Below are 23348 nucleotides of genomic sequence, written 5' to 3'. Positions count from 1 at the left end.
TATTTTTCATTGTTTATGCTCAGTTTTGAGCCGGAGTGATTGAGGTATGACAGAAGTTAGGCGTCGCGGCAGGCCGGGTCAGGCAGAGCCTGCTGCGCAGAAAGGCGCGCAGGCGCTCGAAAGAGGGATCGCGATTCTGCAGTATCTGGAAAAGAGTGGTGGCAGTTCGTCGGTCAGCGACATTGCACTCAATCTGGATCTGCCACTGTCGACCACGTTCCGCTTGCTGAAGGTGTTACAGGGGGCCGATTTTGTCTCTCAGGACAGTCAGTTAGGCTGGTGGCATATTGGGCTGGGCGTGTTCAACGTGGGGGCCGCATACATCCATAATCGTGATGTGCTCTCCGTGGCGGGCCCCTTTATGCGCCGGTTGATGCTGATGTCGGGCGAAACGGTCAATGTGGCTATCCGTAACGGTAATGAAGCGGTGCTCATTGGGCAGCAGGAGTGCAAATCGATGGTCAGGATGTGCGCTCCGCTCGGCAGTCGCCTTCCACTACACGCCTCCGGTGCGGGAAAAGCGCTGCTTTATCCGCTGGCGGAAGAGGAACGGATGGATGCGATAGTCAAAACGGGGCTGCAACGTTTTACGCCGACCACGTTAATTGATTTACCGACGCTGCAAAAAGATTTGGATACTGCCCGTGAACGTGGTTATGTCATTGATCAGGAAGAACATGTGACAGGGCTGAATTGTATTGCCGCCCCTATTTTTGACGATGTCGGTAATGCGGTTGCGGCGATTTCCATCTCCGGCCCGGCATCACGTTTGACGGCCGATCGTTTTATCAGCCAGGGAGAGCTGGTACGCGATACCGCCAGAGATATCAGTAAAGCGCTGGGTTTGAAAACGCCCGACGCCTGACCAGCACCACACCCCGCTCACCGGAGCGGGAATTTTTTGGCACATTTTAATGTTGGAAAGTTTTTCCAATAAATATGAGGTAAACGAAAATGGCAAAAATGAGAGCCGTGGATGCGGCAATGTATGTTCTGGAAAAAGAGGGCGTCACCACGGCGTTTGGCGTACCGGGAGCGGCAATTAACCCCTTCTATTCTGCCATGCGCAAGCACGGCGGCATTCGCCACGTTCTGGCTCGTCATGTTGAGGGCGCATCACACATGGCCGAGGGATACACCCGGGCCACGGCAGGCAATATTGGTGTTTGCCTCGGCACGTCCGGGCCAGCGGGGACCGACATGATCACCGCACTCTATTCCGCCTCCGCCGACTCCATTCCCATTTTGTGTATTACCGGTCAGGCCCCTCGTGCCCGTCTGCACAAAGAAGATTTCCAGGCGGTGGATATTGAATCTATTGCCAAACCGGTCAGCAAAATGGCGGTGACCGTGCGTGAAGCGGCGCTGGTACCGCGCGTACTGCAGCAGGCTTTCCATCTGATGCGTTCCGGCCGTCCAGGCCCCGTGCTGGTCGATCTGCCGTACGATGTTCAGGTAGAGGAAATCGAATTCGACCCGGACATGTACGAACCTTTAGCGGCCTACAAGCCTGCCGCTACCCGTGCGCAGGCTCTGCGGGCAGTAGAAATGCTGATGGCAGCCGAACGTCCGGTGATAGTGGCAGGTGGTGGGGTGATCAACGCCGATGCCGCAGCCCTGTTGCAGCGCTTTGCTGAAATCACTGATGTCCCCGTTATCCCCACATTAATGGGATGGGGCTGCATTCCGGATGACCATGAGTTGATGGCCGGCATGGTTGGCCTGCAAACCGCGCACCGCTACGGTAATGCCACGCTGCTGGCGTCGGACATGGTTTTCGGGATTGGCAACCGCTTCGCCAACCGCCATACCGGCTCCGTTGAGAAATACACCGCCGGGCGCAAAATCATCCATATCGATATTGAACCGACGCAGATTGGCCGCGTGCTATGCCCGGATCTGGGGATTGTCTCGGATGCAAAAGCCGCACTGGAGCTGCTGGTCGAGATCGCGCTGGAGATGCAAAAAGCCGGGCGCCTGCCGCGTCGTAACGAATGGGTGGCTGAGTGCCAGCAGCGCAAACGCACGTTACTGCGCAAAACACACTTCGATAATGTGCCAGTGAAGCCGCAGCGTGTGTATGAAGAGATGAATAAAGCCTTTGGTCGCGACGTGTGTTACGTCACCACCATTGGCCTGTCGCAAATAGCCGCTGCGCAGATGCTACATGTCTTCAAAGACCGCCACTGGATCAACTGCGGACAGGCCGGCCCGCTTGGCTGGACCATTCCGGCGGCGTTGGGGGTATGCGTGGCCGATCCGAAGCGCAACGTGGTGGCCATCTCCGGCGACTACGACTTCCAGTTTATGATTGAAGAGCTCGCCGTAGGCGCGCAGTTCAACATTCCTTACATCCACGTGCTGGTGAATAACGCCTACCTGGGGCTGATTCGTCAGTCGCAGCGCGCATTCGACATGGATTTCTGCGTGCAACTGGCCTTCGAAAACATCAACTCCAGTGAAGTGAATGGCTACGGTGTGGATCACGTGAAAGTGGCAGAAGGGTTAGGTTGCAAAGCCATTCGCGTGTTTAAACCTGAAGATATCGCCCCGGCCTTCGAACAAGCCAAAGCCTTGATGGCGCAATATCGTGTGCCGGTGGTGGTGGAAGTGATTCTGGAACGCGTCACCAACATTTCGATGGGCAGCGAACTTGATAACGTCAACGAATTTGAAGAGGTGGCAGAGTCCGCCGCCGACGCGCCAACCGAAACCTGTTTCATGAAATATGAATAAGTGAGGCAACCATGTTACGTTTTTCTGCCAACCTCTCCATGCTATTTCTGGAATATGACTTTCTTGATCGCTTTGAAAAAGCAGCGGAGTGCGGATTTCAGGGCGTCGAGTTTATGTTTCCCTACGGTTTTGATATTGACGTATTAAAGCAAAAGCTCAGCGAGAATAATCTTGAGCATACACTGCATAATTTACCGGCGGGTGACTGGGCAGCCGGTGAAAGGGGTATAGCCTGTATTCCAGGTCGCGAAGCGGAATTTCGTGAAGGAGTATCAGAAGCCATTCGCTATGCCCGCGCGCTGGGAAACAAAAAGATCAACTGTCTGGTCGGTAAAACGCCGCAGGGGTATTCAGCAGAGCAAGTCCATGCCACGCTGGTAGCGAATTTACGCTTTGCGGCTGATGCGCTGGAAAAAGAGAATATCCTGTTATTAATTGAGCCGATTAATCATTTTGATATTCCAGGGTTCCACCTTACCGGTACGCATCAGGCGCTGGCCCTTATTGAGGACACGGGCAGTAAGAATATCAAGATCCAATACGATATTTACCATATGCAACGTATGGAAGGGGAATTAGCCCAGACCATGACGACCTTTGCCGACAGCATTGGTCATTTGCAAATCGCTGATAATCCACGGCGTGGAGAACCAGGAACCGGAGAAATTAATTACGACTATTTATTTAGCGTGATTGAACAGTCGCCTTATAACGGCTGGGTCGGGTGTGAATATAAGCCCTTAACCACCACGGAAGCAGGAATGACCTGGTTTAATCGCTATCGTTAATATTTAACGCATTCTGGCAACGCTTTTTCTCCACGTCATGTGGAAGGGACTGCTGTTGCCTGAATTCGGGAAAACCACGTTTGAATAAGAGGAAGAGTATGAAACTGGGATTTATTGGTCTTGGGATCATGGGCACACCAATGGCGCTCAATCTGGCAAAAGCCGGGCATGCATTACATGTCACCACCATCGGACCGGTGGCGGAAGAACTGCTGAAACTGGGTGCGGTAAACGTTGAGACTGCGCAGCAGGTAACTGAAAAATCTGACATTGTCTTTATCATGGTGCCGGATACTCACCATGTTGAAGCCGTGCTGTTTGGCGAAAATGGCTGTGCCAGCGCGCCGCTTAAGGGCAAAACGCTGGTGGACATGAGTTCAATCTCACCCATCGAAACCAAACGCTTTGCACGTCAGATTAATGAACAGGGTGGTGATTATCTGGATGCGCCGGTTTCGGGTGGAGAAATAGGCGCGCGTGAAGGCACCTTATCCATCATGGTCGGCGGGGAACCGGCAGTCTTTGAACGTGTTAAACCGCTCTTTGACATCATGGGGAAAAATATCACGCTGGTTGGCAGCAATGGCGACGGACAAACGTGCAAAGTTGCCAACCAAATTATTGTGGCGCTGAACATCGAAGCGGTTTCTGAGGCATTAATTTTCGCCTCTAAAGCAGGAGCCGATCCGGTGCGCGTGCGTCAGGCATTAATGGGCGGCTTTGCGTCATCACGAATTCTTGAAGTACACGGGGAGAGAATGATTAAGCGCACATTCAACCCTGGATTTAAAATTGCGCTGCACCAAAAAGATCTCAATTTAGCCTTGCAAAGTGCTAAAGCACTGTCAATTAACCTCCCCAATACGGCGACCTGCCAGGAACTGTTTAATACATGTGCGGCAAACGGGGGCAGTGAACTTGACCACTCGGCACTGGTTCAGGCGCTGGAATTAATGGCAAATCATAAAGTGAGCTAATGACCTCTATCGCTGCAGTATGCAGCGATTCTTTTTTATAGCTTAAATCCGAATAAAGGTAATGTTTATGAGTACAACGGACAAAACCGGTATTGAATACTGGAAGAAAATTGTCGTCGTGATGAGCCTTGGCTGGGTAGCAATATGGATTTATCGTACCGTATTAACGCCTATCTATCCGGAAATACAGGCATCACTCGGGAATGTGAATAACGCCGAAATTGGTGCGATTGCCAGTTTTTATTTCTTAGCGTATTGCAGCATGCAGATCCCTTGCGGCATCCTGGTCGATAAACTCGGGCAGAAAATCATGCTGATGTGTGGTTTCTCGCTCTTTATTCTCGGCACGCTGAGTATCGCTCATGCCAGTAACCTGACGATGATCTACATCGGTTCGCTGATGGCGGGTGCAGGCTGTGCCTCTTTCTTTAGCTCTGCCTACTCGCTCTCTTCCGCCAACGTGCCACAGGAGCGCAGAGCGCTAGCCAATGCCATTATCAACAGTGGTTCGGCCATCGGGATGGGGATTGGCCTTATTGGCTCAAGCATTCTGGTGAAAAGCATGCACATGCCCTGGCAGCAGGTCCTGTACATCGTCGCCGCCATCCTGGTTATCATGCTGGTGACCTTCACGTTAATCATCCGGGCGAAAGCCAAAAAAGCCGCGCCTGCTGCCACTCAAAAAAGTGCGGCGGCGGCCCAGGACGTAGAGGAGAAAAACGCACCGCTCTTCTCACCACTGCTATGCAGCGTCTACTTTCTCTATTTCTGTACCTGCTACGGCTATTACCTGATTGTTACCTGGCTGCCTTCATATCTGCAGACCGAGCGAGGATTTGACGGTGGGGCGATTGGTCTTGCCTCGGCACTGGTGGCGGTGGTCGGGGTTCCGGGGGCGCTCTTCTTCAGCAACCTGTCGGATAAATTCCGTAACAGCAAAGTGAAAGTGATCCTCGGCCTGGAAATTGTCGCCGCTGTGATGCTGATGTTGACGGTGCTCTCGCCCAACACCACCACGCTGATGATAAGCCTGGTGCTGTATGGATTACTGGGCAAAATGGCGGTCGACCCGATTTTAATCTCTTTCGTTTCAGAACAGGCCTCGTCCAAAACCCTCGGACGTGCATTTAGTTTGTTCAACTTCTTCGGTATGAGCTCTGCGGTGGTGGCCCCCACACTCACCGGCTTTATTTCTGATATCACCGGTTCCAAAGAGATCAGCTTTGTTATCTCAGCCTGTCTGGTTATTACCGGAACCCTTATTTTTGCAGCCGTTGCCCTGCGTAGAAAAAAAGAAGCAGCCGTTACCGCTTCTGCTTAATTGTTTAAATATAAAAATAGCATCTTGATTGTATTTTATTAATTAAATTTTTGTTCCGCATAGCTAAGCCCATTAATTATTATATTAAAACCACAGAGGGACTTATGGAACATCACAGAAAACTCTACCAGGAACGCGGTTATAGCGAAGACCTGTTGCCCAAAATAGATAAACAAAGAAACTGGAAAACATTTAATTATTTTACTTTATGGATGGGGTCGGTACATAACGTTCCTAATTACGTTATGGTTGGCGGCTTTTTCATCCTGGGGTTATCAACATTTAATATTATGCTCGCCATTATTTTAAGTGCACTGGTCATTGCTTTTGTGATGGTGATGAACGGTGCGGCGGGTAGTAAATACGGTGTACCTTTTGCGATGATTCTCAGGGCATCATACGGTGTGCGCGGTGCGTTATTTCCCGGCTTATTGCGTGGGGGCATTGCGGCCATTATGTGGTTCGGCTTGCAGTGCTACGCCGGGTCGCTGGCCTTTTTGATCCTCATCGGCAAAATATGGCCGGACTTTCTGGCGCTGGGCGGCGATTTTAAACTGCTGGGGATTTCCCTGCCGGGGTTAATCGCGTTTCTCATCTTCTGGCTGATTAACGTAGGTATTGGTTTTGGCGGCGGTAAGGTGTTGAACAAATTCACCGCTATCCTCAACCCCTGCATTTACATCGTGTTCGGCGGCATGGCGGTGTGGGCCATTATGCTGGTTGGCATCGGTCCGATCCTCGATTACCTGCCCACCGGCGTGGCCAAAGCAGAAAACAGCGGCTTTCTGTTCCTGGTGGTGATCAACGCAGTGGTCGCCGTCTGGGCCGCCCCGGCGGTGAGTGCATCTGACTTTACCCAAAACGCCCATTCGTTTCGCGAACAGGCGCTAGGGCAAACGCTAGGGTTAGTGGTGGCTTACGTACTCTTTGCCGTTGCCGGGGTGTGCATCATCGCCGGTGCGAGTATTCACTACGGCGCAGACACCTGGAACGTGCTGGATATCGTTCAGCGCTGGGACAGCCTTTTTGCCTCGTTCTTTGCCGTGCTGGTTATTCTGATGACCACCATTTCGACCAATGCCACGGGGAACATTATTCCGGCGGGCTACCAGATTGCCGCGATTGCACCGACAAAATTGACTTACAAAAATGGGGTTTTGATTGCCAGCATTATCAGCCTGCTGATTTGCCCCTGGAAGCTGATGGAGAATCAGGACAGCATTTATCTGTTCCTCGATATTATCGGCGGCATGTTAGGGCCAGTGATTGGCGTCATGCTGGCGCACTATTTTGTGGTGATGCGCGGGCAAATTAATCTCGACGAATTATATACCGCCAGTGGTGATTATCAGTATTTCGATAACGGTTTTAATCTGACGGCATTTTTAGTCACGCTGGTCGCGGTTATTTTTTCTCTTGGCGGCAAGTTTATACCCGTGCTGGAACCATTATCCCGCGTCTCCTGGTTTGTGGGCGTCATTATTGCTTTTGGTGCCTACGCACTATTAAAGAAACGCAGCGTTATTGAAGTGGTAAATGAGCAGAAAATTACGGGCTAAACCTGTATGCACCGGAGTTGTACTGTCAGGAATGACACATTGATCAAAATATCTGTATCCCTACAAGGAGTTTATTATGTCTTTTGATTTAATTATTAAAAACGGCACCGTTATTTTAGAAAACGAAGCACGCATCGTGGATATTGCGGTACGTGACGGCAAAATTGCGGCCATTGGTGAAAACCTGGGTGACGCTAAAGAGGTGATGGACGCCAGCGGTCTGGTGGTCTCCCCTGGCATGGTCGATGCGCACACGCATATTTCAGAGCCGGGTCGCACCCACTGGGAAGGGTACGAAACCGGTACCCGTGCGGCGGCGAAGGGCGGGATTACGACGATGATCGAAATGCCCCTCAACCAGCTCCCGGCGACCGTTGACCGCGAAACCATCGAACTGAAGTTCGATGCGGCGAAAGGCAAACTGACCATTGATTCTGCCCAGCTTGGTGGGCTGGTCTCCTACAATCTGGATCGTTTACATGAGCTGGATGAAGTGGGCGTGGTTGGCTTCAAATGCTTTGTGGCGACCTGCGGCGATCGCGGCATTGATAATGATTTTCGCGATGTGAACGACTGGCAGTTCTTCAAAGGCGTGCAGAAGCTGGCGGAGATGGATCAGGTGGTACTGGTGCACTGCGAAAATGCGCTGATCTGCGATGAAATGGGCGAAGAAGCGAAACGTGAAGGTCGCGTAACGGCGCACGATTATGTCGCCTCTCGTCCGGTCTTCACCGAAGTGGAAGCGATTCGTCGCATTCTCTACCTGGCAAAAGTGGCCGGTTGCCGCCTGCATATTTGCCACGTCAGCAGTCCGGAAGGTGTGGCGGAAGTGACCCGTGCGCGTCAGGAGGGTCAGGACGTGACCTGTGAATCCTGCCCGCACTACTTTGCGCTGGATACTGCCCAGTTTGAAGAGATTGGCACACTGGCGAAATGTTCCCCGCCTATCCGCGATGCCGAAAACCAGAAAGGGATGTGGGAAAAACTGTTCAACGGCGAAATCGACTGCCTGGTCTCCGACCATTCACCGTGCCCGCCGGAAATGAAAGCTGGCAACATCATGCAGGCGTGGGGCGGCATTGCCGGGCTGCAAAGCTGCATGGACATCATGTTTGATGAAGCCGTGCAGAAACGTGGTATGTCTCTGACCCAGTTTGGCAAGCTGATGGCGACCAACGCCGCGGATATCTTCGGCCTGAAACAGAAAGGGCGCATCGCACCGGGTAAAGATGCGGATTTCGTCTTTATTCAGCCAAACAGCAGCTATGTGCTGAAAGCCAGCGATCTGGAGTATCGCCACAAGGTCAGCCCGTATGTGGGTCGCACCATCGGGGCGCGCATCACCAAAACGCTGCTGCGTGGCGATGTGATTTACGACATCGAGCAGGGCTTCCCGCGCACACCGAAAGGCCAGTTCATTCTCAAACATAAACAGTAATTTTGCCTCTGGTTATGCCCGTCTTCGGACGGGCATTGTTGTCTCTAAGGCATAGCGTTTAAGGATTCATGATGAAAATAGTGATTGCGCCGGATTCGTTTAAAGAGAGCCTGAGTGCCGATAAATGCGCGCAGGCCATCAAAGCCGGGTTTGTCGATGTTTTTCCTGATGCGGAGTACGTTTGTCTGCCCATTGCCGATGGAGGTGAGGGCACCGTCGAGGCGATGGTGGCGGCCACTGGTGGTCGCATTGTTCACCTGGTGGTAACCGGGCCGATGGGCGAACCCGTGAAAGCCTTTTATGGCCTGACCGGAGAGGGCAAGACGGCGGTTATCGAGATGGCGGCAGCCAGCGGTTTAATGCTGGTCTCCCCGCAGGCGCGCAACCCGATGGTGGCAAGCAGCTATGGTACCGGAGAGCTTATCCGCCACGCGCTGGATGCCGGTATTCGCCATATTATTCTGGGTATTGGCGGCAGTGCGACCGTTGACGGTGGCATGGGGATGGCGCAAGCGCTGGGTGTGCGTTTTGTTGATGCGCAGGGCGAGACGCTTATGGCAGGTGGTGAGGCACTGGCGCGGCTGGCGCAGATCGATATGGCGGGTCTGGACACGCGCCTTCATGAATGTGTGATTGAAGTGGCATGCGATGTGGACAACCCGCTGACGGGGCCGCGGGGCGCAGCGGCGGTATTCGGTCCGCAGAAAGGGGCGACTCCGGTAATGGTGGAGGCGCTCGAACGCGGGCTGGTCAATTACGCCAGGGTGTTAGAGGCGCTGACCGGTGATGACCTTTCCACTCTTGCAGGAGGTGGTGCAGCCGGTGGAATGGGCATTGCCGCAGGCGTTTTCCTCGGCGCAGAGCTTAAACCCGGCATCGATATTGTGCTGAGTGCGGTGAAGCTTGAACAGGCGGTGGAAGACGCCACTTTTGTGATTACCGGGGAAGGGCGCATTGATTCGCAAACCGCAGGTGGCAAAGCGCCGGTCGGCGTTGCCAGTATTGCCAGGCAGCACAACGTGCCGGTGATTGGCATTGCAGGCGTGTTGGGGGAGGGCGTGGAAGTGGTGCATCAGCATGGTATCGACGTGGTGTTCAGCATTTTGCCACGTCTCGCGCCATTGTCCGACGTGCTGGCCGAAGGCGAGGCCAACCTCTACTACTGCGCCCGCAATATCGCCAGCACGCTGAAGTTAGGGCAGAGGGCGGTGTAGGGTATCTGGGGTGTGCTGCTGAACAGAGTTTGTAGCGTGGGTGTCTCTCCTGGTGTGGAGAGACGCCTGGTTAAGTGTCATTTCCTGGCCGATGAGCTCCTGGGCAAGGATTCCGGTACATGCCAGGTTTCATAGTGAAAGAACCAGTAGCAACAGAGAAAGAAGAGTAATCCTTTCAGGATCGCTGCACCCGCCTCAAGCAGAGATTGGAATATCCGTTGTCCAAAGCTGATGATTTTAGAGGCCAACTCTCGTCACCAGGTGGGTGAAGGTACATTTCCAACAGGGGATGTTTCGGCAAGGAAGGATTCGATAGCCCTGACAAGCGCGAGCGGCGTCTCGTTCATCGGATAATGGCCGGCGTTTTCCAGAATCTCAACCGTTGCACGGGAATAGCGTTGAAGATAGGTTTTGGCCATTAACCCGGCATTGAATGTTGGATCGTGCTCACCCACGAGCACTTTTACCGGATGCAATCCGGCAATCTCATCGCTGAAATCAGTATCTGCCCATGCATGAAAATATGCAGAAAATGCTTCCTGAGAGGAATGCGTTACTGAGTACGCTGCTTTCCATTCGACCCAGGATAGCGGCAAACGTCCGCCGGTACTGCGGTCTATGATGGTTCTGCGATTGTCCAGTTGTTCAGCAGCATCTTCAAGCAGGCGGCGCGTTGCAGCATCGTACGAAATGCCGCCGCACGGAACGGGCGCAACAGCAACGAGTGCACGCACTCGATTGGGTGCGCGCGATGCAATCCGCTCTATCGCCATCCCCCCCATCGAATGACCGATCAGGCTGAAGTCGTGAAAGCCGAGAGCGTCAGCAAGAGCCAGCGCATCGGAGGTGATCTCATCGATTGTGTATGCGCCACGCGTTTCCTGCATGCCTCCATAGCCGCGATAATCCATGAATACGTAACTAAACGCGTGGCCATTTAACCAGGGTTCGATCTCCTCGAACGAGTGCCCATCACCGAACCAGCCGTGAAGAACGAGGACGTGGTGGGGACCGTTACCCACGCGATGGTATGTGTTAGTCATATTGACTCCAATGAGAAAGGGATGTGGTCTTTAGCCTGCGTGACGATCACACGGCTATTTAATCGGTAAGGTTTTAGAATGGCGGGTGAGTCATCCGTGTGGCTATGCCAGATGGCGACTTCCGTCTTATAGCTTGATCAGGACCACGCCTTTGAGGCGACCGGCACAGGCTTCCTGCAATGCTGATATCGCGCTTTCAATTCCCTTGAAGGTCGTAGACGGAAGATGGATGTGTCCGTCACGCTTCCATGTCTTCAGATCACGCAGCCAGAATTCAAACGCATCGGGCGAATGATCCGCGCTGAAGCCGCGTAATGTCATACCTTTGAAGATGATTTGAAAGCTGTCCAGGGTAACAGGAGCCTGTAAGGACGCCTTTTCTGCGTTCAGCTCAGCAGTGAGTGCTCCGAGCAGAACGCCACGGGCACCATCCCTTGCCAGCTTGATGGCCGCCGCGAGCTGTTCACCACCCACCATGTCTACGATGACATCAATGCCTTCGGGTGCGGCTTTCGCCAATTGCTCTATCATTGGGCCGCCGTCGCGGGTGACGACGGCATCATAGCCCAGTTCCTCTTGCATCCAGCGAGCTTTGCTGGAACTGCTCGTGCTACCAACCACACGTGTCGCGCCGAGGAACCGCGCGATTTGTCCAGCCATCGAACCAATGGCCCCCGCGCCGCTGGTAACGAACACGGTGTCACCTTTCTTGACCTGAACGCCCAGGGTCAACGCGGCGTATGCCGTCCAGCCATGGCCGAGATAAGCCGCTGGGTCAGGTTCGCGGCAGTCGATGAGCTTACAGTCGTGTTCGCGGACCACTGCATATTCCCGCCAACCGAACGGATGCATGACAAGGCTACCAACAGGAAGGCCGCAGGCCGCTCCGGTCTGGACGACTTCTCCGATCGCGCCGTCCGCCAGAGTATCTCCGGGGTTGAGAGGTGGGAACGGAATGCCTTCGGCGGCCTTTGCATCCTCCTGCGCCATCAACCGTGTTGAGATGGATACACGGAACCAACGGTTGCGGATGACGACTTCATGCGGTCCGGGCGCAGGAATGGTCGTTTCCATGATGGCAAAATCTTCGGGGTGAATTTCTCCCTGCACATGGCGGATAAGTTTAACTTCTCTGTTGTTTGATGAACCTGCAGACATGATGGTCGCTCCATAAGACTCATTTCGCTCTTTCTGGTACATTTACAAAAATGTGAGCACATACTCATATTAATAATGGAGGTTGTTTATGGCTACTCGCATTCCCACAGAACACCGCGCGATGCGCAAACGCCCTAAACAGCAGCGTTCCCAGAGCACGGTGGAGAGTATTGTCGAGGCTGGCGCTCGCGTTTTAGCGCAGAAAGGCTGGGCAAACTTCACGACTAACGAGGTGGCGCACACTGCCGGCGTCAGCATTGGATCGCTGTATCAGTATTTTCCAAATAATCTGGCGATTGCTGAGGCTATTCGGAAACGGCATCTCGATGAAATCCTGCAAGTGCTTCCTGATATCAAGAGGCAAGGAGAAGGGGTTCCGCTCGAGGAACATATTGGCCGATTGATTGATGCGGTTGTTGCGCTTCATGCGACCAACCAGGATCTGCATCGCGTTCTGATCGATGAGGTTCCGCTCGCGCCGAGGGAATTTTATGACGCTTTTGAGCGTGAATATCATCGTCGCTATGAAGATCTTATCCGGGCGGCAGCCACGTCAGACGATACTGGAACGGATCACTTAGTCGCAGCCCGCATTCTCGCAGATGCGCTGGAGGGCATCGTTCATTCCGCCTCTCGCCGAAATGAACTCATGTCGCCCGTTATAAAAAGAGAAGCGACGAGGATGATAATGTCTTACCTCCAGGCACGAGAGAGAACCTGATAAGTCTGTCATGCGAAGGGAAGTGCACTATGTAAGCAGCTACAGGCTGAATAGGATCACTGTGACTGCCCCCCGTAGATAATCCCTTAAGGTCAGCAGCTATCTGAGTAATTTGTCACTGTAATAAATGCCAACATCAGATTTTGGCTCGGAGCAGATAAGCCAACTGAGCTGAAGGTCTGCTGTGAGCGATCTGCGGAAGTTAAACTGATGTTGAATTTCGAGTCGATTTTAACTCTCGAACAACAGAATGCGGCAAGCAACGTCCATATATTATGGATAAGTAATCTCGGTCAGTATCATCAGTTATCTTACAGGTGCATTGGTAAGGTTCGCCTGAGTTACTGTCTTCGTTTAATTTTGCATGTTTCGCATTAGCGTTAAAGTCGATCTTAATGACCACGTTGCTTACCCAGCGGCTAGGTAGTTTTTGTTTGGTTACTAGGCTTTTGAGCATTTTAGCGTAGCGATTAACCGTGTAGCTTTGCAGATTGGATGCAGGGTTGTTCATAGGAAGGGTGAGAGGAAAAGTCACTGAGGTAAGGCCGTTATCTATAGCGAATGATTTAATCTGTCCAATCGACCAGTATCCATTAAAGTCATTGTTTCTGCTAACAAAACTTGAATTAATAGCATTCGCGATACCTTTTAATTCACTTCGACGTGCCATAAGCTACTTCCTGATATTACCCATCATCATTTTGAGCAACTCTAACGTTCATTAACATGAGAGCACAACTCTTAAGGCTGCCATCTGGACTCAAGGAATTATCAGCAATTACCACTGACGATTATTTATGTCCGCTCCTGGCACATACCAGCCCCAACCCCCCAAACAAAAAAGCCACGGTTTTCACCGTGGCAAATCCAACATAGCTAAGCTTCAGTTTCTAATGTTATTCAGGGTTACCCCCCGGTACACCTGAACATTGTGACGGTTCGCGAGGGTATTAAATCTCTACGTCCCGGTTACAATCTTTCGAATAGATATAGCTGAACGGCTCGCCGCGCCCGACGCCATAACCGGCCTGCAGGGAGTACGCGCCCATAAAGATGTAATCACCTTTTTTCACCGGCACCCAGTGGTTGTCGAGGTTGTATACCCCCTGGCCGGAAAGAATATACGCGCCGTGCTCCTGCACGTGGGTTTCAATGTAGCCGTGGCTGGCACCCGGTTCGAACGACAGAATGTGCATATTCATATCGAAACCCAGCTCTTTGGGCAGGAAATCCATCAGAATGACATCGTCCATGCCTTCATAATGAATGCGCTCAAGCTGGCTGACGTTACCGGACACCAGGTACGGCGCATGCCCTTCAACCGGCACATAGCGGCGTTTATACAGGAACAACTGGCTGTCGGCGGCCTGATCGTTGCTGAACGTCATCACCACGCCCGGCGGGCAGTACAGATAACCCCCCTCGCTTAACGAGAACGTATGATCCTGCGCCTGCGCTTTCATTTTGCCTGAAATCACATACACAAAGGTCTCAATGCCTTCGCCGCCAAAGCCCTGGCTGTTACCGCCGCCCTGGTGCAAGGTCACCAGATAATCAACAAAGGTTGCGCCCAGCTTCGGTGTGGACAGAATAGTCACATCGCAGTTGTCGAAGCCCGGGATGATGTTTTTCACCAGACCGTCCGGCGTCAGCAGCGCATAGTTACCGTGTTTCACAATGGCGCGGTTCGCCAGTAAATCGTCACGGTAGCCCGTCACGTTATTCAGATATCCCATAAATCCCTCTTATTCCTGCCAGGCAAGTTTGTGCAGCATTAACGCCAGTGTGTTGACCCCTTCGGCAAGGTCATCGATGTGGGTGGCTTCAGCCGGGTTATGGCTGATCCCCTTGATGCTCGGCATGAAGATCATGCAGGTCGGCACGCGTGGCGCGAAAATCTGCGCATCGTGACCGGCTCCGCTGTGCATCAGGCGGTAGTTAATCTTCTCTTTCTCGCAAAGGGCGGCGAGGGTAGCGACCAGTTCTTTGCTCATCGGAACCGGCGCTTCGTCCATCCACAGGTTAATGTCGATACCGATGTTCATCCCGGCGCAGATGGCGCGCATGTCGTGCTCTAACTGCTCGGTGAAATTGCGCAGCGCCAGTGCGTCGGTATGGCGGCAGTCGAGGGTGAAGACGGTTTTGCCTGGTACCACGTTGACGGTATTCGGCTGTGGTTCGACTTTACCGAAAGTCAGCACCAGCGGGTCGCCGTGCGCGTTGGCTTTGGCAATCGACTCGCAGCAAATGCGGCTGAAAGCCTGCACCGTATCGCGGCGGTAGCTCATCGGCGTGGTGCCTGCGTGGTTGGACTCCCCCTCCAGCGTGATGGTATAGCGGCGCTGGCCGACAATCGCATTCACTACCCCGACCGACTGCTTGTTCGCTTCCAACACGCTGCCCTGTTCGATGTGCAGTTCGACAAAGGCTTTAATATCCTGGCGCGGGGCCAGAGGAGCCGTTGGCAAAGTGAACCCGCAGGCATTCATGGCATCGACAAAGTTAATCCCTTTGGCGTCCTGAATGTTTTTCATCTCTTCTGGCCTGGCGAGGCCGAAAATGTTCTTACTGCCCCAGAAGACATACGGGAAGCGGCTGCCTTCTTCTTCTGCCATCGACAGCACTTCAACACTGCGCAGCGGCGCGCCGTAGGTCTCTTTCAGCCAGCGAGTGGCAAGCCAGGCGGCGAGCACGCCAAACTGGCCGTCGAGATTGCCGCCGTTGACCACGGTATCAATATGCGAACCGCTAATGACAACCTCATTGGGGTAGCGACTTCCTTCGAGACGGCCATATAAATTGCCGACGTCATCAAAGTGGGTTTGATAACCGTCATCGGTCATTCGCTGTTTTAATTTTTGCTGGGTTTCCAGCCACTCCGGAGAATAAAGTAAGCGGGTCATGCCACCCGTTGGATCAGCACCAATGGATGAGAGCCAGGGAAGCGTTTCTTCAATCGCACTGCGAAATGTATTTACCATGGTCAATTCCTGTAGGATAAAAGTTACTGAGCAAAAGGACTTTTGGTTTCATAGGATTGGTTATATATCGCATCGGAAACCAAATAATCGTAAATATCATCAACAATATCGATGCCATTAATCGCTGAGTTTTTCTCGTTGATATCTAAATTCTGCCCTGGATAATAAACCTGGTTAAAACCAGGGGCGGGAGGGATATCATTCAGCTCGCGCAGAGTCTGGCTTAAATGCTGGCGGAACAGGGTGTCCGAGGTGAAATAATTCGGGTTAATCACAATGTGCAACTGTCCCAGATTACGTCCTGCACCTAAATCTGCGTACATGGAACTGACCTGACGACCAAACGGCAGACCGAGCAGAATGCCGGAGAGCACGTCGATCATCATCATCAGCCCGTAGCCTTTCGGGCCTGCCGCGGGTAACAGCGCGTTCACGGCAAACGGGTCGGTGGTCGGCGCGCCATGCTTATCGACCGCCCAACCTTCCGGAATGCTTTCATTACGTGAACGGGCGTCCAGCACTTTGCCCCAGGCCTGTACGGTGGTGGCCATATCAAAGGTCACGATATCGTCGTTTTCGCCCGGTGCGGCAAAGGCTAACGGGTTCGTGCCGTAGTAAATTTCCGCTCCGCCAAAGGGCACAACCATCGGGTCGGACTGGCAGACCGACAGGCCAATCAGCCCGGCGCGTGCGGCCTGTTGCACAAAGAAAGAGATAGCGCCGCTGTGGCCCATGCGGCTGATGCCGACGACCGCCACACCCTGTTTTTGTGCTATGTCGATAGCAAATTCCATCCCCGCTTTTGCCGCCACCTGGCCGGCAGCATTGTCGGCATGGAGGATGGCGGTACAGGGGCCAGTCTGTTCGAAACGAAATTCGGGGTGACGATTGGTCCCCCCTTTCGCAATACGCTCGGCGTAATATTCAGCGCGTACTGCACCGTGGGAGTGAATGCCTCTGGCATCGGCAAAAACTAATACTTCTGCAATAGTGGCGGCGTGCTCACGATTAAGCCCGGCTTTATGCAGCTTATTCTCGATAAGCTGATGGAGTGTTTCCCGACTGACTCTCATCTGTCTTCCTTTTGACGGCGGTGTGAAGCATGACTGCCCTAAACATACCGGGAAAATAAACCTGATTTGTGATCTGTGTCGGTGAAAATATATAGTTAGAATTTATTTGATAATCGCCATTAATTAATTGGGTGGTTTTAAATAAACGGGATTTAGAAATAATTGGCAATCATACCAGTACTGTTTAAATTCTTTTGTTAATAATTCAAGTGTGATGAGTGTCACTCAAATAAGCCTCGTTGCTGGATAACGTAAATATCAATCAGCAAGGCTCGTTAAATTGCAATGGGTGCAATTATTGAGGAGACGTTATGATCCACGCCTTTATAAAAAAAGGATGTTTTCAGGACTCAGTCAGTTTAATGCTTATTTCGCGCAAACTCAGTGCCGCGGAAAAAGTGGATGATGTATCAGTCATGATGGGTACGCCTGCCAACAAATCGCTGCTCGAAACCACCGGTTTCTGGCATGACGATTTTCACACCGCCACCCCGAACGACATCTGTGTGGCGATTCGAACCGATGCGGATGACGATGGCATCACCGCGCTTATTCTACAGCAGCTGGACGATGCGCTGCAGGCGCTGGCTCAGGGGGCGGGATCAAGCCAGGCGCTGCCGCAGGCGCGGCGCTGGGAAAGCGCCTGTCAGAAGCTGCCCAATGCCAATCTGACCTTGATTTCCGTCGCTGGCGAATACGCGGCGGAACTGGCGCATCAGGCGTTGGATCGTGAGCAGAACGTGATGATCTTCTCCGACAATGTGACCCTGGCAGACGAAATTGCCCTGAAAAGCCGCGCCCGGGACAAAGGCCTGCTGGTGATGGGGCCGGACTGCGGCACCACCATGATTGCGGGCACGCCGCTGGCCTTCGCCAACGTGATGCCGGAAGGGTGCATTGGCGTGGTGGGTGCATCCGGTACCGGCATTCAGGAGTTGTGTTCGCAAATCGCGCTGGGCGGAGAAGGGGTCACTCATGCGATAGGTCTGGGTGGGCGCGATTTGAGTGCCGAAGTGGGGGGCATCAGCGCCATAACGGCGCTGGAGATGCTGACAAACGATGCACCGAGTCAGGTGCTGGCATTTGTCTCTAAACCGCCTGCCGATGCAGTCCGCGAGCAGATTGTTTCGGTGATGAAGGCCAGCGACAAACCGGTCGTTGCGCTGTTTCTTGGCTACCATGCACCGCGTGCCCGCGAGGAAAACATCTGGTTTGCGGCGACCATTGACGAAGCTGCACGGCTGGCCTGCTTACTGGCGCGGGTGGTTTCCCGCCAGAACATGCTGCCTGCCAGCACCGGCGGGACGATCCGCGGCCTCTATACCGGAGGCACGCTGGCGGCTGAAGCGGCGGGATTGCTCGCCAGCCACCTCGGTGTCGCGCCCGATGCCGCCCACCATCACGGCATGATGCTTGACGCGATGGGGCACCAGGTCATTGACCTGGGCGATGATTTCTACACCGTGGGTCGACCGCACCCGATGATCGACCCCTCATTACGTAACCAGTTGATTGCCGGGCTTGCTACCACGCCAACCGTGCGCGTGCTACTGCTCGATGTGGTGATTGGCTATGGGGCAACCGCCGATCCGGCGGCCTCGCTGGTCGAGGCGTATCAGCAGGCCTGCGCCGGGCGCGATCCGGACAATCCCCTTCATGCGATTGCCACTGTTACCGGCACCGAACGCGACCCGCAGTGCCGCTCGGCACAAATTGCCACCCTCGAAGATGCGGGCATCGTGGTCGTCAGCACCTTGCCGGAAGCGGCCCTGCTTGCGGTTAATCTCAGCCGTTCAGCCCCTGTTAAGCCTTCAGGCAAACCGGCTGCATTGCTGAATGGCGTGGCGGTGGTCAATGCCGGGCTGCGCAGTTTTGCCGTTGATCTTCAGGCTGCCGGCACGCCGGTTGTTCATTTCCAGTGGGCCCCGGTGGCGGGTGGTAACAAGAAACTGGCTCGTTTACTCGAACGTTTGCAATAAGAGGTTCCAATGTTTACATCAGTGGCTCAAGCCAACACCGCAGTAATTGAAAAAATCCGTGGCGCGCGTCCGCACTGGCTGGATGTGAAACCCGCAGCGTCGGTAATCAGCGTATTGAATCAGGGTAAAACCTTGCTCCACGCCGGGCCGCCGATGCGCTGGCAGGAGATGACCGGACCGATGAAAGGGGCCTGTATTGGCGCGGCGCTTTTCGAAGGCTGGGCGCAGGATGAGCAGGCTGCGCTGGCGTTGCTGGAAGGGGGAAAGGTCACTTTCGTACCTTGCCACCACGTCAATGCGGTCGGGCCGATGGGCGGCATTACTTCGGCGAGTATGCCGATGCTGGTGGTGGAAAACATCACCGAAGGGAATCGCGCTTACTGCAACCTGAATGAAGGTATCGGCAAAGTCATGCGTTTTGGTGCGTACGGCGAGGATGTGCAGACGCGTCTGCGCTGGATGCGTGATGTCCTGATGCCAGTATTGAGTGCGGCACTGAGCCGGATGGACCGCGGTATCGATCTGAGCGCGATGATGGCCCAGGGCATCACCATGGGAGATGAGTTCCATCAGCGCAACATCGCCACCTCGGCGCTGTTGATGCGCGCCCTGGCCCCACACATTACCCGCCTTGAGCACAACAAAGAAGAGCTGGCAGAGGTGATGGATTTTCTCAGCATCACCGATCAGTTCTTCCTCAATCTGGCGATGGCGGCCTGCAAAGCGGCCATGGACGCTGGGGCTCAGGTACGCGCGGGGAGTATTGTGACGGCGATGACCCGCAACGGTGACATGTTCGGTATTCGCGTCAGCGGCCTGGGTGAGCGCTGGTTTACCGCCCCGGTGAATACACCGCAGGGGTTGTTCTTCACCGGATTTAGCCAGGATCTGGCAAACCCGGATATGGGCGACAGTGCGATTACGGAAACCTTCGGTATCGGTGGTGCGGCGATGATTGCGGCTCCCGGCGTTACGCGTTTTGTCGGCGCAGGCGGCATGGAAGCGGCGAAATCCGTCTCTGAAGAGATGGCGGAGATTTTCCTTGAACGCAACATGCAGTTGCAGATCCCGGGCTGGGATTTCCAGGGGGCCTGTTTAGGACTGGACGTGCGTCGGGTGGTGGAAACCGGCATCACGCCGCTGATCAACACCGGAATTGCTCATAAAGAAGCGGGCATCGGGCAGATTGGCGCGGGCACCGTTCGCGCGCCGCTGGCCTGTTTTGAGCTGGCGCTGGAAGCTCTCGCAGAAGCCATGGGCGTGCAGTAATCGCCCCTTACCCGGCCGGGTTCTCCGGTCGGGCCATCAAAAGGAATGTTCATGAAAACGCTGGTAGTTGCCCTCGGTGGCAACGCATTGCTGCAGCGCGGGGAAGCGCTGACCGTAGAAAACCAATATCGCAATATTGACAGTGCCGTTCCGGCGCTGGCAAAACTGGCACGCACGTATCGCCTTGCCATTGTGCACGGCAACGGGCCGCAGGTGGGGTTACTGGCGCTGCAAAATCTGGCGTTACAGGATGTGGAGCCCTGGCCGCTGGATGTGCTGGTGGCGGAAAGTCAGGGCATGATCGGTTATATGCTGGCACAGCGGCTGGCAAAAGAGCCGGATATGCCGCCCATCACCACGGTGTTGACGCGCATTGAAGTGGCGCAAAATGACCCGGCTTTTACCTCCCCGGAAAAATACATTGGGCCGGTGTATCAGCCTGAGCAGCAGGCTGAGCTGGAGGCCAGTTGCGGCTGGCAGATGAAACGCGACGGGAAATACCTGCGCCGGGTCGTGCCGTCACCGCAGCCCAGGCGCATTGAGGAGAGTGGGGCGATAGAGTTGCTGCTTAAAGAGGGACACCTGGTGATTTGCAGCGGCGGCGGTGGGGTGCCGGTGACCGAGTGCGGGAAAGGGGCAGAAGCGGTGATCGATAAAGATCTGGCGGCGGCGCTGCTGGCTGAACAGATCGACGCAGATGGACTGATCATTCTGACCGATGCCGACGCAGTGTATGAAAACTGGGGCACGCCACAGCAGCGGGCAATTCGCCAGGCGACACCTGCGGAACTCGCGCCGTTCGCCAAAGCCGATGGTTCTATGGGGCCAAAAGTGGCGGCGGTTAGCGGTTATGTGCAACGCAAAGGAAAACCGGCATGGATTGGGTCGTTAACCCGCATTGAAGAGACACTGGCCGGAGAGGCGGGAACCTGTATTCAGGGGTAGGCGTGGTGACTTTTGTGGGGTTCAGTACACGGCGAGCCTCCCTTGCACGTTCACGTGTGGAGAGGCTTCATGGGAACGTTGCACGTAAGGTGAACGGAATTAACCTCAGAGCCGCATTTTCCCCCACCCTGGCCCTCTCCCTCGGGGAGAGGGGACCGATCGTGCTCGCATTTTTTGTGGGGATCCCTCAGGGAGAAGGCTGAGGTGAGGGTGTTTAACCCGGGCAGCGCCGGGTTTACTCAATCAGGCGAGTTTCGCCTGGGCCCAGGCAATACCACTGGCATATTCCGGCGGCAGCAGTGGGACCAGTGCTTCCAGAGTCGCGCTCAGACGACCGTTATCGTCATCATTCAGATTCAGGTGACCCACTTTACGACCCGGACGTACATCTTTGTCGTACCAGTGCAGATGCACCAGCGGCAGCTTCAGCCAGTCGTAATTCAGACCGCTACCAATCAGGTTGATCATCACGGACGGGCTGTTGACCACCGGTTGAGGCAACGGTAAATCCACCACTGCGCGCAGGTGCAGCTCAAACTGACTGATGGACGCGCCGTTTTGCGTCCAGTGACCGCTGTTGTGGACGCGGGGTGCCAGTTCGTTAATCAGCAGCCCTGCCGGAGTAATAAAGCACTCCATCGCCATCACGCCCACGTAGTTCAGTTCGTTCATGATGGCCGTCAGCATGCTTTCGGCTTGCTTCTGCTGCTCTGTATTCGGTTTCGGGAAGACCACGCTGGTGCGCAGAATGCCGTCCTGATGCAGGTTATGGGTTAGCGGATAAAACACCGTTGTGCCGTCGTGCCCACGAGCGCCTACCAGAGAGACTTCGCCGGAGAAGTTAATCCCCTGCTCAACGATGCATTCACCGTAGCAATCGTCCGGCAGCTGGTCGGTTTCACCTGCGCGCAGACGCCATTGACCGCGACCGTCGTAACCGCCGACGCGGCGTTTCACAATCGCCAGTTCGCCCAAGGTATTGAAGACGGAAGCCCACTCGCTTTTATCTGCCAGCAACTGCCAGGGGGCAGTGGCAAGCCCGAGTTTGTCGAACAACTGCTTTTGCGTCAGGCGGTCGGCAATGATCGGGAACACGTCGCGGTTCACAAACGCAGGGTGGCGCGCCAGTTCACGCGTCAGCGCGGTTTCCGGCCAGCGTTCAATCTCAGCGGTAATCACGCTCTGGGCAAAGGGCACGGCTTCCGGATCGGCATCCAGCCCGACCGGCCAGACGGCAATGCTTAGAGGCTCACCGGCCTGGCGCAGCATCCGCCCCAGTTGACCGTTACCTAAGATGCAAACCTGTTTCATGCCGCACCCCGTGGGTCCGGATTCTCCAGCACTTCGTCGGTCTGTGAGCGGCGGAATTCGGTCAGACGCTGATGCAGTTCAGCATCATGCTGGGCGAGGATTTGCGCGGCCAGCAGGGCGGCGTTCGCTGCACCCGCTTTGCCAATCGCCAGCGTGCCAACCGGAATACCGCGTGGCATCTGGACGATAGAATAGAGGCTGTCGACACCGCTTAACGCAGCACTTTGTACCGGTACACCCAGCACTGGAACCAGTGTTTTCGCTGCAATCATGCCCGGCAGATGTGCCGCGCCGCCAGCACCGGCGATGATCACCTGAAAACCGTTCTCTTCGGCGCTTTCGGCGAAGGTGAACAGCTTGTCGGGGGTGCGGTGCGCGGAGACGACTTCAACGTGGTGCGGGACATTCAGGATATCGAGGATTTCGGTGGCGAACTGCATGGTCGCCCAATCGCTTTTCGATCCCATGACAATGGCGATACGCGCCGGTTGGTTAGCAGAAGACATGCGTTAAGAAAACTCCTGTGGAGGTGACTACGAACAGCTTTTGAGGGCACAAAGAATAGCATGGAAAATCGGCAAGGAAAACGGTTGCGTAGCGATGAGCAGTGGAACCTGTTGTCCGTTAAAAAAAGAAAATGCGCGGCATCAGTGTCCCCACTGGTGTATCAATAGTGCCGTTAATTTGGCCCCCCGGTGTACTACGATGCTCGCGTCTGGCTTGCTGGTGGAGTGCGGTATCAAAAGACTGCATCTGTTTAACCGTCAGGCGCATCAGCAACGGGGGGAACAAGAGGGACTCTACAACCGGCCCTGGTAGACGCAGGAGCATGTCC

20 protein-coding genes are annotated in these 23348 nt (G+C 54.3%); 12 read left to right on the top strand and 8 right to left on the bottom strand.

What is annotated here, in order from left to right; genetic code table 11:
* Window positions 1-46 precede the first annotated feature (46 nt).
* The 8 genes from allR (at window position 47) to glxK (ending at window position 10033) form a co-directional block, all read left to right on the top strand.
* Complete coding sequence (gene allR / locus AC5JPW_RS09055) at window positions 47-865, top strand: HTH-type transcriptional repressor AllR (RefSeq protein WP_494239707.1); 819 nt, start codon at window positions 47-49, stop codon at window positions 863-865.
* Window positions 866-954: 89 nt separating this feature from the next.
* On the top strand, window positions 955-2736 hold the full coding sequence (gene gcl / locus AC5JPW_RS09050; protein WP_494239705.1) for a glyoxylate carboligase: 1782 nt from the start codon (window positions 955-957) through the stop codon (window positions 2734-2736).
* A gap of 11 nt (window positions 2737-2747) precedes the next feature.
* Window positions 2748-3524, top strand: coding sequence for a hydroxypyruvate isomerase (gene hyi / locus AC5JPW_RS09045; protein WP_494239704.1), 777 nt, complete (start codon window positions 2748-2750; stop codon window positions 3522-3524).
* Between the two features lie 98 nt (window positions 3525-3622).
* Window positions 3623-4501 (top strand): 2-hydroxy-3-oxopropionate reductase, encoded by an 879-nt coding sequence (gene glxR / locus AC5JPW_RS09040; protein ID WP_494239702.1) that lies wholly within the window; start codon window positions 3623-3625, stop codon window positions 4499-4501.
* Between the two features lie 67 nt (window positions 4502-4568).
* Window positions 4569-5822 (top strand): MFS transporter, encoded by a 1254-nt coding sequence (locus tag AC5JPW_RS09035; RefSeq protein WP_494239701.1) that lies wholly within the window; start codon window positions 4569-4571, stop codon window positions 5820-5822.
* A 104-nt stretch (window positions 5823-5926) separates the two neighbouring features.
* Entirely contained in the window at window positions 5927-7381 is a 1455-nt protein-coding gene (locus AC5JPW_RS09030) for an allantoin transporter (RefSeq protein ID WP_494239700.1), read from the top strand.
* Between the two features lie 76 nt (window positions 7382-7457).
* Window positions 7458-8819, top strand: coding sequence for an allantoinase AllB (allB, locus tag AC5JPW_RS09025; protein WP_494239698.1), 1362 nt, complete (start codon window positions 7458-7460; stop codon window positions 8817-8819).
* Window positions 8820-8890: 71 nt separating this feature from the next.
* On the top strand, window positions 8891-10033 hold the full coding sequence (glxK, locus tag AC5JPW_RS09020; RefSeq protein ID WP_494241177.1) for a glycerate 3-kinase: 1143 nt from the start codon (window positions 8891-8893) through the stop codon (window positions 10031-10033).
* A gap of 254 nt (window positions 10034-10287) precedes the next feature.
* On the opposite strand, the gene AC5JPW_RS09015 is transcribed toward glxK, so the two are convergent.
* A complete protein-coding gene (locus AC5JPW_RS09015; RefSeq protein ID WP_494239697.1) occupies window positions 10288-11076 on the bottom strand; it encodes an alpha/beta fold hydrolase in 789 nt (262 codons plus the stop codon).
* Between the two features lie 126 nt (window positions 11077-11202).
* On the bottom strand, window positions 11203-12234 hold the full coding sequence (locus AC5JPW_RS09010; protein WP_494239695.1) for an MDR family NADP-dependent oxidoreductase: 1032 nt from the start codon (window positions 12232-12234) through the stop codon (window positions 11203-11205).
* Window positions 12235-12322: 88 nt separating this feature from the next.
* Here AC5JPW_RS09010 and AC5JPW_RS09005 point away from each other — a divergent pair, with 88 nt between their 5' ends.
* Window positions 12323-12955 carry a TetR/AcrR family transcriptional regulator gene (locus AC5JPW_RS09005; protein ID WP_494239693.1) on the top strand — a complete coding sequence of 211 codons (633 nt, stop codon included), beginning with the start codon at window positions 12323-12325 and terminating at the stop codon, window positions 12953-12955.
* A 202-nt stretch (window positions 12956-13157) separates the two neighbouring features.
* On the opposite strand, the gene AC5JPW_RS09000 is transcribed toward AC5JPW_RS09005, so the two are convergent.
* The 4 genes from AC5JPW_RS09000 to allD form a co-directional block, all read right to left on the bottom strand.
* A complete protein-coding gene (locus tag AC5JPW_RS09000; RefSeq protein ID WP_494239691.1) occupies window positions 13158-13625 on the bottom strand; it encodes a hypothetical protein in 468 nt (155 codons plus the stop codon).
* 280 nt (window positions 13626-13905) lie between these two features.
* Entirely contained in the window at window positions 13906-14691 is a 786-nt protein-coding gene (gene allE / locus AC5JPW_RS08995; protein ID WP_494239689.1) for a (S)-ureidoglycine aminohydrolase, read from the bottom strand.
* A gap of 9 nt (window positions 14692-14700) precedes the next feature.
* Window positions 14701-15936: an allantoate deiminase gene (allC, locus tag AC5JPW_RS08990; protein WP_494239687.1), complete on the bottom strand. Its 1236-nt coding sequence runs from the start codon at window positions 15934-15936 to the stop codon at window positions 14701-14703.
* A 23-nt stretch (window positions 15937-15959) separates the two neighbouring features.
* Window positions 15960-17009, bottom strand: coding sequence for an ureidoglycolate dehydrogenase (allD, locus tag AC5JPW_RS08985; RefSeq protein WP_494239685.1), 1050 nt, complete (start codon window positions 17007-17009; stop codon window positions 15960-15962).
* 311 nt (window positions 17010-17320) lie between these two features.
* Between allD and AC5JPW_RS08980 the strand changes: the two genes are divergently transcribed.
* The 3 genes from AC5JPW_RS08980 to AC5JPW_RS08970 are packed head-to-tail and all read left to right on the top strand — an operon-like array spanning window position 17321 to window position 21202.
* Complete coding sequence (locus tag AC5JPW_RS08980) at window positions 17321-18988, top strand: acyl-CoA synthetase FdrA (protein ID WP_494239683.1); 1668 nt, start codon at window positions 17321-17323, stop codon at window positions 18986-18988.
* Window positions 18989-18997: 9 nt separating this feature from the next.
* A complete protein-coding gene (locus AC5JPW_RS08975; protein ID WP_494239681.1) occupies window positions 18998-20257 on the top strand; it encodes a YlbE family protein in 1260 nt (419 codons plus the stop codon).
* 51 nt (window positions 20258-20308) lie between these two features.
* The gene (locus AC5JPW_RS08970; protein WP_494239679.1) at window positions 20309-21202 is read left to right on the top strand and encodes a carbamate kinase; all 894 of its coding nucleotides are present in this window, start codon (window positions 20309-20311) and stop codon (window positions 21200-21202) included.
* Between the two features lie 243 nt (window positions 21203-21445).
* Here AC5JPW_RS08970 and purK read toward each other — a convergent pair whose 3' ends face one another.
* Together purK and purE are read right to left on the bottom strand one after the other, a co-directional pair.
* A complete protein-coding gene (gene purK / locus AC5JPW_RS08965; RefSeq protein WP_494239677.1) occupies window positions 21446-22513 on the bottom strand; it encodes a 5-(carboxyamino)imidazole ribonucleotide synthase in 1068 nt (355 codons plus the stop codon).
* A complete protein-coding gene (purE, locus tag AC5JPW_RS08960) occupies window positions 22510-23019 on the bottom strand; it encodes a 5-(carboxyamino)imidazole ribonucleotide mutase (protein WP_494239676.1) in 510 nt (169 codons plus the stop codon). Before purE ends, purK begins: the two co-directional genes overlap by 4 nt.
* Window positions 23020-23348 lie beyond the last annotated feature (329 nt).

Source organism: Phytobacter sp., assembly GCF_059074235.1.
This window is presented reverse-complemented; position numbering and strand designations above follow the sequence as displayed.

Excerpts from the sequence above, each read along its gene's own strand:
- allR (WP_494239707.1), top strand. The coding sequence starts at position 47 with ATGACAGAAGTTAGGCGTCGCGGCAGGCCGGGTCAGGCAGAGCCTGCT.
- gcl (WP_494239705.1), top strand. The coding sequence starts at position 955 with ATGGCAAAAATGAGAGCCGTGGATGCGGCAATGTATGTTCTGGAAAAA.
- hyi (WP_494239704.1), top strand. The coding sequence starts at position 2,748 with ATGTTACGTTTTTCTGCCAACCTCTCCATGCTATTTCTGGAATATGAC.
- glxR (WP_494239702.1), top strand. The coding sequence starts at position 3,623 with ATGAAACTGGGATTTATTGGTCTTGGGATCATGGGCACACCAATGGCG.
- AC5JPW_RS09035 (WP_494239701.1), top strand. The coding sequence starts at position 4,569 with ATGAGTACAACGGACAAAACCGGTATTGAATACTGGAAGAAAATTGTC.
- AC5JPW_RS09030 (WP_494239700.1), top strand. The coding sequence starts at position 5,927 with ATGGAACATCACAGAAAACTCTACCAGGAACGCGGTTATAGCGAAGAC.
- allB (WP_494239698.1), top strand. The coding sequence starts at position 7,458 with ATGTCTTTTGATTTAATTATTAAAAACGGCACCGTTATTTTAGAAAAC.
- glxK (WP_494241177.1), top strand. The coding sequence starts at position 8,891 with ATGAAAATAGTGATTGCGCCGGATTCGTTTAAAGAGAGCCTGAGTGCC.
- AC5JPW_RS09015 (WP_494239697.1), bottom strand. The coding sequence starts at position 11,076 with ATGACTAACACATACCATCGCGTGGGTAACGGTCCCCACCACGTCCTC.
- AC5JPW_RS09010 (WP_494239695.1), bottom strand. The coding sequence starts at position 12,234 with ATGTCTGCAGGTTCATCAAACAACAGAGAAGTTAAACTTATCCGCCAT.
- AC5JPW_RS09005 (WP_494239693.1), top strand. The coding sequence starts at position 12,323 with ATGGCTACTCGCATTCCCACAGAACACCGCGCGATGCGCAAACGCCCT.
- AC5JPW_RS09000 (WP_494239691.1), bottom strand. The coding sequence starts at position 13,625 with ATGGCACGTCGAAGTGAATTAAAAGGTATCGCGAATGCTATTAATTCA.
- allE (WP_494239689.1), bottom strand. The coding sequence starts at position 14,691 with ATGGGATATCTGAATAACGTGACGGGCTACCGTGACGATTTACTGGCG.
- allC (WP_494239687.1), bottom strand. The coding sequence starts at position 15,936 with ATGGTAAATACATTTCGCAGTGCGATTGAAGAAACGCTTCCCTGGCTC.
- allD (WP_494239685.1), bottom strand. The coding sequence starts at position 17,009 with ATGAGAGTCAGTCGGGAAACACTCCATCAGCTTATCGAGAATAAGCTG.
- AC5JPW_RS08980 (WP_494239683.1), top strand. The coding sequence starts at position 17,321 with ATGATCCACGCCTTTATAAAAAAAGGATGTTTTCAGGACTCAGTCAGT.
- AC5JPW_RS08975 (WP_494239681.1), top strand. The coding sequence starts at position 18,998 with ATGTTTACATCAGTGGCTCAAGCCAACACCGCAGTAATTGAAAAAATC.
- AC5JPW_RS08970 (WP_494239679.1), top strand. The coding sequence starts at position 20,309 with ATGAAAACGCTGGTAGTTGCCCTCGGTGGCAACGCATTGCTGCAGCGC.
- purK (WP_494239677.1), bottom strand. The coding sequence starts at position 22,513 with ATGAAACAGGTTTGCATCTTAGGTAACGGTCAACTGGGGCGGATGCTG.
- purE (WP_494239676.1), bottom strand. The coding sequence starts at position 23,019 with ATGTCTTCTGCTAACCAACCGGCGCGTATCGCCATTGTCATGGGATCG.